General features: G+C 68.3%; 13 protein-coding genes and 2 riboswitches. Of the genes, 11 read left to right on the forward strand and 2 right to left on the reverse strand.

Going from position 1 to position 12,993, the window contains the following annotated elements:
* Positions 1 to 84: 84 nt before the first annotated feature.
* Genes H3309_RS06015 through H3309_RS06025 form a run of 3 tightly spaced genes read left to right on the forward strand, consistent with a single transcriptional unit; the run spans position 85 to position 2,646 of the window.
* Positions 85 to 1,488, forward strand: a complete 1,404-nt coding sequence (locus tag H3309_RS06015) for a cytochrome ubiquinol oxidase subunit I (RefSeq protein WP_182297841.1) — start codon at positions 85 to 87, stop codon at positions 1,486 to 1,488.
* A complete protein-coding gene (cydB, locus tag H3309_RS06020; RefSeq protein WP_182297842.1) occupies positions 1,485 to 2,516 on the forward strand; it encodes a cytochrome d ubiquinol oxidase subunit II in 1,032 nt (343 codons plus the stop codon). The genes H3309_RS06015 and cydB overlap by 4 nt, the downstream gene beginning before the upstream one ends.
* On the forward strand, positions 2,503 to 2,646 hold the full coding sequence (locus tag H3309_RS06025; RefSeq protein WP_182297843.1) for a DUF2474 domain-containing protein: 144 nt from the start codon (positions 2,503 to 2,505) through the stop codon (positions 2,644 to 2,646). Before cydB ends, H3309_RS06025 begins: the two co-directional genes overlap by 14 nt.
* Here the strand turns inward: H3309_RS06025 and H3309_RS06030 are convergent.
* The gene (locus H3309_RS06030) at positions 2,643 to 4,211 is read right to left on the reverse strand and encodes an AMP-binding protein (RefSeq protein WP_182297844.1); all 1,569 of its coding nucleotides are present in this window, start codon (positions 4,209 to 4,211) and stop codon (positions 2,643 to 2,645) included. The genes H3309_RS06025 and H3309_RS06030 overlap by 4 nt on opposite strands.
* A gap of 93 nt (positions 4,212 to 4,304) precedes the next feature.
* On the opposite strand from H3309_RS06030, the gene H3309_RS06035 reads away from it, so the two are divergent.
* Both H3309_RS06035 and H3309_RS06040 read left to right on the forward strand, forming a co-directional pair.
* Complete coding sequence (locus tag H3309_RS06035; RefSeq protein ID WP_182297845.1) at positions 4,305 to 5,270, forward strand: zinc-binding dehydrogenase; 966 nt, start codon at positions 4,305 to 4,307, stop codon at positions 5,268 to 5,270.
* Positions 5,271 to 5,329: 59 nt separating this feature from the next.
* On the forward strand, positions 5,330 to 5,467 hold the full coding sequence (locus H3309_RS06040) for an entericidin A/B family lipoprotein (RefSeq protein ID WP_182297846.1): 138 nt from the start codon (positions 5,330 to 5,332) through the stop codon (positions 5,465 to 5,467).
* Between the two features lie 90 nt (positions 5,468 to 5,557).
* Here the strand turns inward: H3309_RS06040 and H3309_RS06045 are convergent, their stop codons facing one another.
* Positions 5,558 to 6,343: a hypothetical protein gene (locus H3309_RS06045; protein WP_207791564.1), complete on the reverse strand. Its 786-nt coding sequence runs from the start codon at positions 6,341 to 6,343 to the stop codon at positions 5,558 to 5,560.
* 144 nt (positions 6,344 to 6,487) lie between these two features.
* Between H3309_RS06045 and H3309_RS06050 the strand changes: the two genes are divergently transcribed.
* The 6 genes from H3309_RS06050 (at position 6,488) to gcvPB (ending at position 12,907) form a co-directional block, all read left to right on the forward strand.
* Positions 6,488 to 7,453, forward strand: coding sequence for a patatin-like phospholipase family protein (locus H3309_RS06050; protein WP_182297847.1), 966 nt, complete (start codon positions 6,488 to 6,490; stop codon positions 7,451 to 7,453).
* Positions 7,454 to 7,502: 49 nt separating this feature from the next.
* Positions 7,503 to 7,599, forward strand: a riboswitch (glycine riboswitch).
* Positions 7,600 to 7,601: 2 nt separating this feature from the next.
* Positions 7,602 to 7,711: riboswitch (glycine riboswitch) on the forward strand.
* Between the two features lie 39 nt (positions 7,712 to 7,750).
* A complete protein-coding gene (gene gcvT, locus H3309_RS06055) occupies positions 7,751 to 8,851 on the forward strand; it encodes a glycine cleavage system aminomethyltransferase GcvT (RefSeq protein ID WP_182297848.1) in 1,101 nt (366 codons plus the stop codon).
* 12 nt (positions 8,852 to 8,863) lie between these two features.
* Positions 8,864 to 9,232, forward strand: coding sequence for a glycine cleavage system protein GcvH (gcvH, locus tag H3309_RS06060; RefSeq protein ID WP_182297849.1), 369 nt, complete (start codon positions 8,864 to 8,866; stop codon positions 9,230 to 9,232).
* Entirely contained in the window at positions 9,232 to 9,966 is a 735-nt protein-coding gene (locus H3309_RS06065) for a class I SAM-dependent methyltransferase (protein ID WP_182297850.1), read from the forward strand. The genes gcvH and H3309_RS06065 overlap by 1 nt, the downstream gene beginning before the upstream one ends.
* Before the next feature lie 2 nt (positions 9,967 to 9,968).
* The gene (gene gcvPA, locus H3309_RS06070) at positions 9,969 to 11,336 is read left to right on the forward strand and encodes an aminomethyl-transferring glycine dehydrogenase subunit GcvPA (RefSeq protein WP_182297851.1); all 1,368 of its coding nucleotides are present in this window, start codon (positions 9,969 to 9,971) and stop codon (positions 11,334 to 11,336) included.
* Entirely contained in the window at positions 11,333 to 12,907 is a 1,575-nt protein-coding gene (gcvPB, locus tag H3309_RS06075) for an aminomethyl-transferring glycine dehydrogenase subunit GcvPB (protein ID WP_182297852.1), read from the forward strand. The genes gcvPA and gcvPB overlap by 4 nt, the downstream gene beginning before the upstream one ends.
* The last annotated feature ends 86 nt before the right edge of the window (positions 12,908 to 12,993 follow it).

Here is a 12,993-nt window from a genome sequence, read left to right on the forward strand (position 1 = left end):
CGGGCCATGCGCCCGCGTCAATCCGACATTTGACGGCTACGCCCTATTGAGTCACTCTTGCGCCAACCGCAGGAGTGGTCAGCCGTGGAATGGGACGCGCTCATCCTCGCCCGCATCCAGTTTGCCTGGACGGTGGCGTTTCACATCATCTTCCCCAGCTTCACCATCGGGCTTGCCAGCTATCTCGCCGTGCTGGAAGGCAGCTGGCTGGTCACCAAGAACCCGGCGTTCCGCAACCTCTATCTCTTCTGGCTGAAGATCTTCGCCATCGCGTTCGGCATGGGCGTCGTCTCCGGCGTGGTCATGTCCTATCAGTTCGGCACCAACTGGAGCGGCTTTGCCGACAAGGGGGGCAGCGTGATCGGGCCGCTGCTCGGCTATGAAGTGCTGACCGCCTTCTTCCTGGAGGCGTCCTTCCTGGGCATCATGCTGTTCGGCTGGAAACGCGTGGGGCCGACGCTGCATTTCGTCGCCACCTGCGCGGTCGCCGTCGGCACGCTGTTCTCGGCCTTCTGGATCATCGCGGCGAACAGCTGGATGCAGACGCCCGTGGGCTTCGCCTGGGACGGACCGCGGATGGTGGCGACCAATTATTGGGCGGTGATCTTCAACCCATCGATGCCGGTGCGGCTCGCCCATATGGTGCTGGCGGCCTATCTCACGACCGGGCTGTTCGTGCTGGCGACGGCGGCCTGGCTGAAGCTGCGCGGCAGGATCAATGCCGAAACGCGCATCATGCAGCGCATGGCGATCGCGCTGGTGGCCGTGCTGGCGCCGTTGCAGCTGATCGCCGGGCATGAGTCGGGGAAGGTGGCGCACGCGCATCAGCCCGCGAAAGTGATGGCGATGGAGGGCTGGTACGAGACCGCACGCCAGCCAGCGATCCTGCTCGGCTGGCCGGACCCGGTGCGGCAGACCACCGATGTCTGGCTGGCGCTGCCCGACGGCATCGGCAGCTGGGTGGTGACAGGGGACGCCGACGCCGTGCTGCCCGGCTTGAAGACGGTGGCGCCGGCGGATCGCCCGCCCGTGGGCATCGTGTTCTGGTCTTTCCGGGTGATGGTGGGGCTGGGCATCGCGATGATCGGGCTGGGCCTGCTGGGCGCGCTTTTGTGGGCGACCGGCCGGCTGGACAATGCCCGGGCCTTCCACTGGCTGGCGGTGCCGATGGGGGCCTCGGGATTCGTCGCGGTCGTGGCCGGCTGGTTCGCGGCGGAGGTCGGCCGGCAGCCCTGGGTGGTTTACGGCGTGGTGCGCACGGCCGATGCTGTGTCGCCGGTCTCGGTCGGCGCGGTCGCGTCCTCGCTGATCGCTTTCCTGATCGTCTATGCCATCGTGTTCGCCGCTGGCGTCTGGTATATTTTCCGGTTGGCGGACAAGGGGCCGGAAGTCGGCGAAACGGCGCCGACGCCGCCGAACGAGGCGCCGGGGAGCGCGCTTGCCATGGTGACCGAAACCGCGCCCGAGACGGCGGGAGCGACGGCATGAGCGGCCTTGACCTGCCGCTGATCTGGGCCGTCATCATCGGCACCGCGGTGGTGCTTTATGTGCTGTTGGACGGCTTCGACCTGGGCGTCGGCATCCTGTTTCCCTTCGCCCGCACCCGTGCGGAACAGGATGTGATGACCGCCAGCATCGCGCCGGTGTGGGACGGCAACGAGACCTGGCTGGTGCTTGGCGGCGGCGGGCTGTTCGCGGCCTTTCCGCTGGCCTATGCGCTGGTGATGCCGGCGATGTATCTGCCGGTCATCCTGATGCTGCTGGCGCTGATCTTCCGCGGGGTGGCGTTCGAGTTCCGCGCCAAGGCCCAGGGCCGCGACCATCGGGTGTGGAGCGCGGCCTTTTCCGGCGGGTCGATGCTGGCGGCGGCATCACAGGGGCTGGTGCTGGGCGGGTTCCTGAAGGGCATCGCGGTGGAGGGCCGGGCCTTTGCCGGCGGCACCTGGGACTGGCTCTCCCCGTTCAGCCTGCTGGTCGCCGCCAGCCTGGTCGCGGGCTATGCGCTGCTGGGGGCCTGCTGGCTGATCATCAAGGCGGAAGGGGAATTGCTGGCCCATGCCCGGCGCTGGGCGCAGGCGCTGGCGCCGACCGTCGCGATGGCAATGGGCGCGGTCAGCCTGGCGACCCTGTCGCTCAGCCCGGACATCGTCGCGCGCTGGGGCGTGACCATGCGCGCCGTCGACTGGCCGATGTTCCTGCCGGTGGCGCCGGCACCGCTCATTGCGCTGCTGGCGCTGCTCTATGTCTGGCGCCGCTCGGGGGAGGAGGGCAGCCTTTACGGCCCCTATCTTGCCGCCTGCGTCGCCTTCCTGGCGGCGTTCGCCGGCCTTGCCATCAGCATCTTTCCCTATGCGGTGCCGTTCAGCGTGACGATCTGGCAGGCGGCCGCCGCCGACAATGCGCTGGCGCTGATGCTGGTGGGGGTGGCAGTGATGCTGCCGGTGATCCTGGGCTATACCGGCTATGTCTATTGGGTGTTCCGCGGCAAGGTGCGGGTGGGCGATGCCTATCATTGAGCCTCCGCCGGAGGGCGACGCGCCGCCGGCGCCGCTGCGGGAGCGGCTCGCCTGGTTCGCGCTGCTGTGGCCGCTGGGCGCCGCCGTGGTGGGCGCCATCGCCTGGGCGATGCGGGCGCTGCTGTTTTAGGCGGCAAGCGCCCTTGCAGCCGCATAGTCGGCCTTGCCGTTCGGCGCGCGCGGCACCTTCGCCACGACATGCACCCGCTTCGGCGCCTTGTAGGCAGCAAGCGCGGTCTTGACATGCGCGATCAGCGCGGCTTCCTCCGCCGGCGCCGTCAGCTCGACGACGGCGGTCACGGCCTGGCCCCATTTCTCGTCGGCGACCCCGAACACCAGCGCATCCTCCACGGCGGCATGGGTCTTCAGCGCTTCCTCCACTTCCTCGGGAAAGATCTTCTCGCCGCCCGAATTGATGCACTGGCTGCCGCGCCCCAGCAGGATGATGGCGCCGTCGGGGTCCACCGTCGCCCAGTCGCCGGGAATGGTGAAGCGGCGGCCGTCGATCTCCACGAAGGTGGCGGCGCTCTTCGCCGGATCCTTATAGTATCCGAGCGGGATCAGGCCGGTGCGCGCGACGCGGCCCGACCTGCCGCTGCCGGGTTCGATGGGCCGGTTGTCTTCGTCCAGCACCAGCGTGTTCGGGTCGTGCATGAAGCGGGTGGGCGCATCCGGCGCCGCCGCGGTCGAGATGCTGGCGCCATAGCCCAGCCCTTCGGACGAGCCGAAGGCGTCGAGGCACATCAGGCCGGGATTGTGGCGGATCAGCCCGGCCTTGACCTCCGGCGACCACATGGTGCCGGACGAGATCATCATCATCATCGCCCCCAGCGACCCTTCGCCCGCGTCCAGCGCGCGCAGGATCGGCCGGGCAAAGGCGTCGCCCACGATGACTGCGGTATCGGGGTTGTGCCGTGCCGCCAGCGCCAGCGCGTCCGCCGCCTCGAAACTCTTCGCCGGCGAGGTGATGACCGCGCCGCCGCAGGCCAGCACATAGATCGACAGCAGGAAGGCGGACCCGTGCATCAGCGGCGGCATGGCGAGCAGCTTGCGCCGCTGCGGCAGGGCGAGGGTGGTGGCGACATGCGCGTCCAGGCTCTCGGCCGGCGGCATGCCCGGCAGCGGCGCACCGCCGCCCAGCAGCGTCCACAGTGCGCCGTGTTCCCACATCACACCCTTGGGATAGCCGGTGGTGCCGCCGGTGTAGATGAACAGCTGGTCGCCGAAGCGATGCGCCTGCGGCGGCAGGGTGGCGCCGCTGTCCGCCACCGCGTCATAAGATTGCGCCCAGCCGGTGGGCGTGCCGCCGACCTGCAACCACAGCTTCACCAGCGGCAGCCGGGCGCGAATGCTGTCCATCGCGTCGGCGAACTCGGCATCGAACACCACCACCGCGGCGTCGCTGTTGTCCAGGATGTAGCACAGCTCTTCGGCGGTGTAGCGGTAGTTGACGTTGACATGCACCATCCGCGCCCGGAACGCCGCGCCGGTGGTTTCCAGATAGGCGGGCGAGTTGCGCATCAGATGCGCCACCTTGTCTCCGGGCCCCGCGCCCGCCGCCACGAAGGCCGCGGCCAGCGCCGCGGTGCGGCGGGCATAATCGGCCCAGCTGACGACCATGTCCCCGTGGATCAGCGCCGGAGCCTCGCCCAGGCTTCCCCCCAACCGTTCAAGGATGGCACCGAAACTCAGCATGGTCGCTCGCTCCTCTGTTGCACCGCTGCAATCTGTCACCGCGGCATTGACAGCGCCGCCTGACCGCAGCAACCGCGCCAAAAGGAGAGTGGGATGCAGGCCTGGCGGGTGTCCGAACTGCGCGGGATCGAGGCGCTGACCCTTGTGCCCGACGCGCCCGAGCCGCCACCACCGGGGGAAGGCGAGATTTCGGTCGCGCTGACGGCCGCCGCGCTCAACTATCCCGACCTGCTGATGCTGTCCGGGGGCTATCAGTACAAACCGCCGCTGCCGTTCACGCCGGGCATGGAGGCCTGCGGCCGCGTGATCGCGGTGGGGGAGGGGGTTTCGGCCGACCTGCTGGGGCAGCGCATGGTCGTGGGCAGCCGCGCGGGCACGCTATGCGAGCGGCTGACCCTGCCGTTGCGTGGCGTGCGGCCCGCGCCGGAGGCCCTGAACGATGCTGAGGCCGCGGCGTTCGGCGTCGGCGCGCTGACGGCGTGGGTGGCGTTCGAGCGCGGGCGGCTGGCGGCGGGCGAGCGGGTGCTGGTGACGGGGGCCGGGGGCGGCATGGGGCTGTCGGCGGTGGCGGTGGCCAAGGCGCTGGGAGCAGAGGTGATCGCGGCGGCGGGCAGCGCGGCGAAACTGGCGGCGGCGCGGGCGGCGGGCGCGGATGCGACGCTGCTGATTGATCGTGCCGCACCGGATTTCGCGGATGCAGGCGCGCTGGACCTGGTGTTCGATCCCGTCGGCGGCGCGCTGGTGCCGCCGGCGCTGAAAGCGCTGCGCTGGGGCGGGCGCTATCTGGTGATCGGCTTTGTCGGCGGCCAGGCGGAACCGGTGCCGCTGAACCGCTTCCTGCTGAAGGGTATCGAGGCGATCGGCGTGCGGGCAGGCGAGGCGGGGCGGCAGGACCCGGCGGCTGGCCGGCGCCACATCCATGCCATCGACGCGCTGGCCAACGCCGGGAAACTGCACCCGCACATCGGCCTGTCGGTGCCGCTGGCGGAGGCGCCACGCGCGTTCGCGGCGATGGCGGCGGGTGACCTGATCGGAAAAGCGGTGGTCAGCATCGGCTGACGCGGGAACCCGCGGGCGTGGCGGGGGTTGGACCGGCAATATTCCTGAAAGGAACCACCATGCGCCCCACCCTCGCCCTCACTGTCTTCCTCGCCACGCTGACGCTTGCCGCCTGCAACACCACCGAAGGCGTCGGCAAGGACATCAAGTCCGCCGGTGGCGCGATCGAAAAGACCGCACAGGATGCGAAGAAATAGTCAAACCGGGCGAATGGCACGGCAGCCTGATGTCTTGCCTTGCATGAACGGTTGCGACCGGATGTTCGACCTGAACAGTTCCGTCCTGCCTCAGGATTGCAGGATGGCGCGACTGGTCATGTGCCACCAGGGCGTGTCCCACAACGCATAAGTGATCGCATAAAAGGGCACGCCGATGCCGAGCCAGATCAGATAAGCCCGATGAACATAGCCGTTGCGGTATATATCCCACATGACCATCGGCGCGATTGCCAACAACATGTAAAGGTCCGTCGCAACCGGCGAGGTCGGGAAACTCGTCGGCAATCCGGGAATGCGGACGATCGCCGGCCCGAGAACCACGGCCGTCGCAAGGATCATCATGCGCTTGTGCAGCCCGGCATCTTGGCGGCGGGCCTTCAAACCAATAGCAATGAACAACGGACACAGGATGCCCATCCGCATCTGGTTCAACAGGATGTTTTCCTTGCGCGCGACCACCGCCTCCAGCTGGGGGCGGGCTTCAGGCGGGGCGGCCTGCGCGGCTTGCACGGTTTCATGATAGATGGCCGGGGCGAGCATGAATCCCACGATCACCAGCGCAGGCACGATCACCACCGTTGAGATGCCCAGCCTCTTGTGCCAGCCGACCCTGTCGGTCGCCGCAAGATAGGTTTGCGCCAATAGCAGCAGGAGAAAGCTTCCCATCAGAACGGCGTGCGCGTGCATGACCATTGGAAAAGGTGGCCGCTTTCCCGCCGCGACCGCCGCCATTTTGTTAAGAGAATCGGGGACGAATCCGGCAAGTGTAATGACAACAAAGGTCGCCGCGGTAAAAACAAAGATCCAGCGGTCAAACGCATGGGTCCGAGGTGATCCGGCAAGCCGATCGATCACCGCTGTGGATATTGCAGTCCGAGCCACGCTTGCCATTACAAGTCCCCCGGCGGCGCACGCCATATCTTCAGCTATTCTTAGCACCGATTTTGGCGAAAGGAAACCAACGAGACATCGCCTGCTTTCTTTGCTATGCCGTGCGCCATGGCAGCTGGCATTGCAGTCGTCTTGAGCGGCGGTGGCGCGAAGGGCGCGTTCCAGGTGGGCGTGCTCGATGAGCTGATCAGCGCGCGGAAAGTCGCGATCGACATTTTCGCCGGCGTCTCCACCGGCGCCATCCAGGCACTGGGGGGTGCGCAGGACGACATGCCGGGCCTGCTCGACGCATGGCTGGGGCTGCGCGGCAACGAGGATGTCTATCGGCCGAAGCCGCTCGGCATCATCGGCGGGCTGCTGGGGGCCAGCTCGCTCTATGATCCGGCGCCGATCCGTGCCCGCATCCGGCGCTTCGCCGATCCGGCGAAACTGGCGGCCACGGGCAAGAAACTGCTGCTGGGCGTCGTCAACCTGCAAAGCGGCGCCTTTCGCAGCATCCACGAAAACACCCCCAACATCGCCGACTGGGTCTATGCCAGTTCGGCGCAGCCGCCCTTTTTTCCGCCGCTGACCACCCGTGACGCCGCCGGCGCGCAGGAACAATGGGTCGATGGTGGCGTGCGCAACGTCACGCCGCTGTCGGCGGCGCTGGACTGGAACCCGCGCGCGGTGATCGTGGTGATGGCCTCCCCGCTGGCGGCCGCCGCGCCCGTCACACGGCAATATGACAGCCTGGTGTCGATCGCTTTGCGCTCGGTCGGCATCCTGACGTCGGAAGTGGTGGCGAACGACATCGGCCAGGCGGCGCTGATCAACGCGCTGATCGCGGCACGCGGGAAACAGGCCGCTGCACTGGCGAAATCCGGAATCACCGGTACAGCGGCGGCGGCGATCCTGGCCCCCCTCGATGCGCAACTGTCGACCTATCGCTTCGCGCCCATCCACATCATCGCGCCGGCGGCGGAGATTTCCGACACGCTGGAGTTCGATCCGGCGAAAATCCGCGCCGGCATCGCCGCCGGGCGCAAGGCGGTGGCGGACGACTGGCCGGCGCTTTCGGCGCTGATCGGTTGACCGAATCGCCATAACCCGTCATGCGAGCGGCGTCGGCGGGGGCAACCCCGGCGGCGCTGCGGGAGAGTGCACCGGATCCAGGTCCGGGGCCGCCGAAGGAGCAACCGCCCCCGGAATCTCTCAGGCAACGGGACCGCAGCGCTCGCACCACCGACACTCTGGAAAGCGCCGGCGAAGGCTGGCCACCGAAGGGGTAAATGCAGCGACTTCGCAAGGCGTTGCACCAAAGCTCTCAGGTTCCGTGACAGAGGGGGCGCCATGGCCGCAATCGGGCGGGCATGCTGTTGCGGGTGAACCATGGCCGACGCCGATCTTTTGACCCTGCCGCTCGATGGCCTGCACCGTGCGCTGGGCGGCCGCATGGTGCCGTTCGCCGGTTACGCCATGCCGGTGCAGTTTGCCGAAGGCGTGATGGCCGAACATCTGTGGACCCGCGAACATGCCGGGCTGTTCGACGTCAGCCACATGGGCCAGCTGACCGTCGCGGGCGAAGGGGCGGCGGCCTGGCTGGAAAGCCTGATGCCGGGTGATTTCCTGGGTCTTGCGGAAAATGCGCTGCGCTATTCACTGCTGCTGACCGACGCCGGCGGCATCATCGACGACCTGATGGTGACGCGGCGGGCCGACGATTTTTACCTGGTGGTGAACGGCGCCACGAAGGCCGGCGATATCGCGCACATGCAGGCGCGGCTGCCGGCCGGTGTGACGCTGACGCCGCGCCCGGACCTGGCGCTTCTCGCCTTGCAGGGGCCGGCGGCGGCAGCCGTGCTGGAGGCGATGCTGCCGGGGGTGGCGGCGCTGAAGTTCATGCGTTCGGGCGGGTTCGACTGGCGCGGCGTGCCGCTGTGGGTCAGCCGGTCGGGCTATACCGGCGAGGACGGGTTTGAAATCAGCGTGCCGGCCGGTAGCGTCGAGGCGCTGGCGCAGGCGCTGCTGGCCCATTCCGAGGTGAAGCCGATTGGTCTGGGGGCACGCGATTCGCTGCGGCTGGAGGCGGGGCTGCCGCTTTATGGCCATGACCTGTCGCCGGAGACGACGCCGGTCGAGGCCGGGCTGTCTTTCGCGATCTCCAAGCGGCGCAAGGCGGAAGGCGGTTTTCCCGGTGCCGCCCCTGTGCTCGACCAGCTGTTCAACGGCGCGCCGCGCAAGCGGATCGGCCTGCGGTTCGAGGGCAAGCAGCCGGTGCGCGAGGGTGCAGCCATTTTCGCGGGCGACGCCCCGGTCGGCGTGGTGACCAGCGGCGGTTTCGCGCCCAGCGTCGGCGCGCCGGTGGCCATGGGTTATGTGGAGTCGGCCCACGCCGCCGACGGCACGGCGCTGGCGGTGGAGGTGCGTGGCCGGCGGCTGCCGGCGACAGCCGCGCCCATGCCGTTCTGGCAAAAGAACTATGTTCGATAAGCGGAGGAAAAGATGCGCTATTTCACCAAGGAACATGAATGGATCGAGGTTGACGGCGACACCGCGACCGTGGGCATCACCGATTATGCGCAGGGTCAGCTGGGCGATGTGGTGTTCGTGGACCTGCCCGAACCCGGTCGTGAGCTGACCGCCGGCGGCGAGGCGGCGGTGGTGGAATCGGTGAAGGCAGCGTCCGATGTCTATGCGCCGATCGATGGCCGCGTGACCGAAGGCAACCCCGCGCTGGAAAGCGAGCCGGGCCTGGTGAACAGCGCGCCGGAGGCGGAGGGCTGGTTTTTCCGCATGACGCTGGGCAATCCCGCGCAGCTGGAGGGGCTGATGGACGCGGCCGCCTACCAGGCTTTCGTGGCGACGCTCTGATGGCCTGGAACGCCGCGGACTATGGCACGCATGCCGCCTTCGTGCCGGCGCTGGGGGCGCCGGTGCTGGCGCTGCTGGCGCCGCGGCCCGGCGAGCGCATCCTGGATCTGGGCTGCGGTGATGGGGTGCTGACGGCGCAGCTGGTGGAGGCGGGGGCCGAGGTGCTGGGCCTCGATCCCGATCCCTCGATGCTGGCGGCGGCGCGGGCGCTGGGGCTGACCGTGCATCAGGGTGATGGCCAGGCGCTGGCGTTCGAAGCCGAGTTCGATGCGGTGTTCAGCAACGCCGCGCTGCACTGGATGCCCGATCATGACGCCGTGCTGGCCGGTGTGTTCGCCGCGCTGAAGCCTGGCGGGCGCTTCGTGGGCGAATGCGGCGGGCACGGCAACATCGCCGCGATCCGCACCGCCATCCGCGCCGTCAGCATGGCGCGGGGCGAGGCGGCCGATGAGGAGCAGAACTATCCCACCGCCAGCGCCCATGCGGCGCGGCTGGCGGCCGCCGGCTTCACCGACATCCAGGCCGAGATCATCCCGCGCCCGACCCCGCTGCCGACCGGCATGGTCGCCTGGCTGAACACCTTCCGCGCCGGGTTCGTGCGGCATGCCGCGGATCGCGACGCCGCCGTGGCCGATGTCGAGGCGCTGCTGAAGCCGGCGCTGTGCGACGCGGACGGCAAATGGACCGCCGATTATGTTCGCCTGCGCTGGCAGGCCCGAAAGCCAAAGGACTGAAAATGCGTTATCTTCCGCTGACACCTGATGACCGGCGCGACATGCTGCGCGTGATCGGCGCGAGCGATATCGACGCGCTGTTCCGCGATGTGCCGGAGGCCGCGCGCCTGCCCGGCCCCATTGCCGGCCTGCCGCACCACATGCCGGAAATGCTGGTGGAGCGCGAGCTCGGCGCGCTCGCCGCGAAGAATGTGCCGGCGGGCGCGGGGCCCTTCTTCGTCGGCTGCGGCGCGTACAAGCATCATGTGCCGGCCTCGGTGGATCACCTGATCCAGCGCGGGGAGTTCCTGACCAGCTACACCCCCTATCAGCCGGAAATCGCCCAGGGCACGCTGCAATATCTGTTCGAGTTCCAGACGCAGGTGGCGCGCCTGTTGGCGATGGAGGTGGCGAACGCCAGCATGTATGACGGTTCGACCGCGATGACCGAGGCCCTGTTCATGGGCCGGCGGGTGACTCGGCGGAAGAAGTATCTGCTGAGCGGCGGCACCCACCCGCATTATGTCTCGGTCGCCGAGACGCTGACGCGCTTTACCGACGACGAGGTGGTCAGCTTCGAGCCCGCGCTGACCCCCGGTGCGCCCGGCGACGACCTGGCGGCGCTGATCGAGGCGATCGATGGCGAGACGGCGGCGGTGGTGGTGCAGAACCCCAATCTGTTCGGCCATGTCGCCGACCTGTCGGAACTGGCGGCCGCGGCGCATGCCAAGGGCGCGCTGCTGATCGCGGTGGTGACCGAGGTGGTCAGCCTGGGCGCGATCCGCGCGCCGGGCGAGATGGGCGCGGATATCGTGGTGGGTGAGGGTCAGAGCATCGGCAACGGCCTGAACTTTGGCGGGCCTTACCTGGGCCTGTTCGCCACGCGCGAGAAATATATGCGGCAGATGCCCGGCCGGCTGTGCGGCGAGACGGTGGACGCCAATGGCAAGCGCGGTTTCGTGCTGACGCTTTCCACTCGCGAACAGCATATCCGGCGCGAAAAGGCGACCAGCAACATCTGTACCAATTCAGGTCTTTGCGCGCTGGCCTTCACCATTCACATGAGCCTTCTGGGGGAGAAGGGCCTGCGCCATCTCGCCGAGCTGAACCATGCCCGCGCGGTGCAGGTGGCGGAGCGGTTGGCGGCCATTCCCGGCGTTTCACTGATGAACGATCATTTCTTCAATGAATTTACGGTCATGCTGCCGATCAGCGGCCGGCCGGCGTTGCGCGCGATGGCGGAAATGGGCGTGCTGGGCGGCGTGTCGCTCGGCCGGCTCTACCCCGCCCGCGCCGATCTGGACCATGGCATGGTGATCGCGGTCACCGAGACCGTTTCGGACGATGACATTGACAAGCTGGACAAGGCCTTGCGGGAGCTGGTGAAATGATGAACGCACAGGGACGCCCGACGGCGCCGGTGGCAGCCAATGCCGACGCCCCCGCCGGCATCACCGGCAACCGCGCGCTGATGCTGGAAGAGCCGCTGCTGTTCGAGAAGGGCTCGCCGGATCGCTGCGGGGTGGACCTGCCGCCGGTTCCCGCGGTCGCGTCGCGGCTTGGCGGGCTGGACCGGCATCGCCCGATCGGGCTGGCCGGTCTGGCGGAAGGGGAGGTGGTGCGCCATTTCACCCGCCTCAGCCGGCAGAATTATGCCATCGACATGGGCATCTTCCCGCTGGGCAGCTGCACCATGAAGCACAATCCGCGCCTCAACGAGAAGATGGCGCGGCTGCCGGGCTTCGGCGACATCCATCCGTTGCAACCGCAGGACACAGTGCAGGGCGCGCTGGAGCTGATCCACCGGCTGGCGGACTGGCTGTGCAAGCTGACCAACATGCCGGCGGTGAGCATGTCGCCCAAGGCCGGCGCGCATGGCGAGCTGTGCGGCATGCTGGCGATCCGCGCCGCGCAGGAGGCGAAGGGCGACGCGCGCTCGGTGGTGCTGGTGCCGGAAAGCGCGCACGGGACCAATCCCGCAACCGCGGCCTTCTGCGGTTATCGCGTGGAGGATATTCCCGCCAACGCCGCCGGGCGGGTCGATCTGGCGGCTCTGAAGGCGCGGCTGGGGCCTGACGTCGCCGCGGTGATGATCACCAACCCCAACACCTGCGGCCTGTTCGAGCCCGACATGATCGACATCTGCGCCGCGGTGCACGCCGCCGGCGCCTTCGTCTATTGCGACGGGGCCAATTTCAACGCCATCGTCGGGAAGGTGCGCCCCGGCGACCTGGGCATCGATGCCATGCACATCAACCTGCACAAGACCTTCAGCACGCCGCATGGCGGCGGCGGGCCTGGCAGCGGCCCGGTGGTGTTCAGCGCGGCGCTCGCGCCCTTCGCACCGCTGCCCTTCGTGGAGCACCAGCATGGCCGCTTCGAGCTGATCGAGGAGGAGCAGGCGCATGCCAGCGCCGCGCATGACCACAGCTTCGGGCGGATGGTGGCCTTTCATGGCCAGATGGGCATGTATGTCCGCGCGCTCGCCTATATCATGAGCCATGGCGCCGACGGGCTGCGGCAGGTGGCGGAGGATGCGGTGCTGAACGCCAATTACATCCTGGCCCGCTGCAAGGATGTGATGTCGGCGCCGTTCGGCGACAGCGGCCCCTGCATGCACGAGGCGCTGTTCAGCGACGACTTCCTGGAAGGCACGGGGGTGAGCACGCTGGATTTCGCCAAGGCGATGATCGACGAGGGCTTCCACCCGATGACCATGTATTTCCCGCTGGTGGTGCATGGCGCGATGCTGATCGAGCCGACCGAGACCGAGAGCCGGGCTAATCTGGACCAGCTGATCGAGGTGCTGCGCGGGCTCGCCCTGGCGGCGAAGGCAGGGGACAGCGCGCGGTTTGCCGCCGCGCCCTATCACGCGCCGCGCGCCCGGCTGGACGAGACGCTGGCGGCACGCAAGCCGGTGCTCAGCTGGCGGGAACCGGCGCCGGCGGCCGCCGCGGAATAGCGCCCGGGCGGTCATGGACGCCCATGCCCGCGAGGCGTGGGCGCATCAGCCTGCTTGACGTCTGGCCTCTCGTCTTGCAAACGCAA

It is taken from the genome of Sandaracinobacteroides saxicola (assembly GCF_014117445.1).
GTDB lineage: Bacteria > Pseudomonadota > Alphaproteobacteria > Sphingomonadales > Sphingomonadaceae > Sandaracinobacteroides_A > Sandaracinobacteroides_A saxicola.

Excerpts from the sequence above, each read along its gene's own strand:
- cydB (WP_182297842.1), top strand. The coding sequence starts at position 1,485 with ATGAGCGGCCTTGACCTGCCGCTGATCTGGGCCGTCATCATCGGCACC.
- H3309_RS06025 (WP_182297843.1), top strand. The coding sequence starts at position 2,503 with ATGCCTATCATTGAGCCTCCGCCGGAGGGCGACGCGCCGCCGGCGCCG.
- H3309_RS06030 (WP_182297844.1), bottom strand. The coding sequence starts at position 4,211 with ATGCTGAGTTTCGGTGCCATCCTTGAACGGTTGGGGGGAAGCCTGGGC.
- H3309_RS06035 (WP_182297845.1), top strand. The coding sequence starts at position 4,305 with ATGCAGGCCTGGCGGGTGTCCGAACTGCGCGGGATCGAGGCGCTGACC.
- H3309_RS06040 (WP_182297846.1), top strand. The coding sequence starts at position 5,330 with ATGCGCCCCACCCTCGCCCTCACTGTCTTCCTCGCCACGCTGACGCTT.
- H3309_RS06050 (WP_182297847.1), top strand. The coding sequence starts at position 6,488 with ATGGCAGCTGGCATTGCAGTCGTCTTGAGCGGCGGTGGCGCGAAGGGC.
- gcvT (WP_182297848.1), top strand. The coding sequence starts at position 7,751 with ATGGCCGACGCCGATCTTTTGACCCTGCCGCTCGATGGCCTGCACCGT.
- gcvH (WP_182297849.1), top strand. The coding sequence starts at position 8,864 with ATGCGCTATTTCACCAAGGAACATGAATGGATCGAGGTTGACGGCGAC.
- H3309_RS06065 (WP_182297850.1), top strand. The coding sequence starts at position 9,232 with ATGGCCTGGAACGCCGCGGACTATGGCACGCATGCCGCCTTCGTGCCG.
- gcvPA (WP_182297851.1), top strand. The coding sequence starts at position 9,969 with ATGCGTTATCTTCCGCTGACACCTGATGACCGGCGCGACATGCTGCGC.
- gcvPB (WP_182297852.1), top strand. The coding sequence starts at position 11,333 with ATGATGAACGCACAGGGACGCCCGACGGCGCCGGTGGCAGCCAATGCC.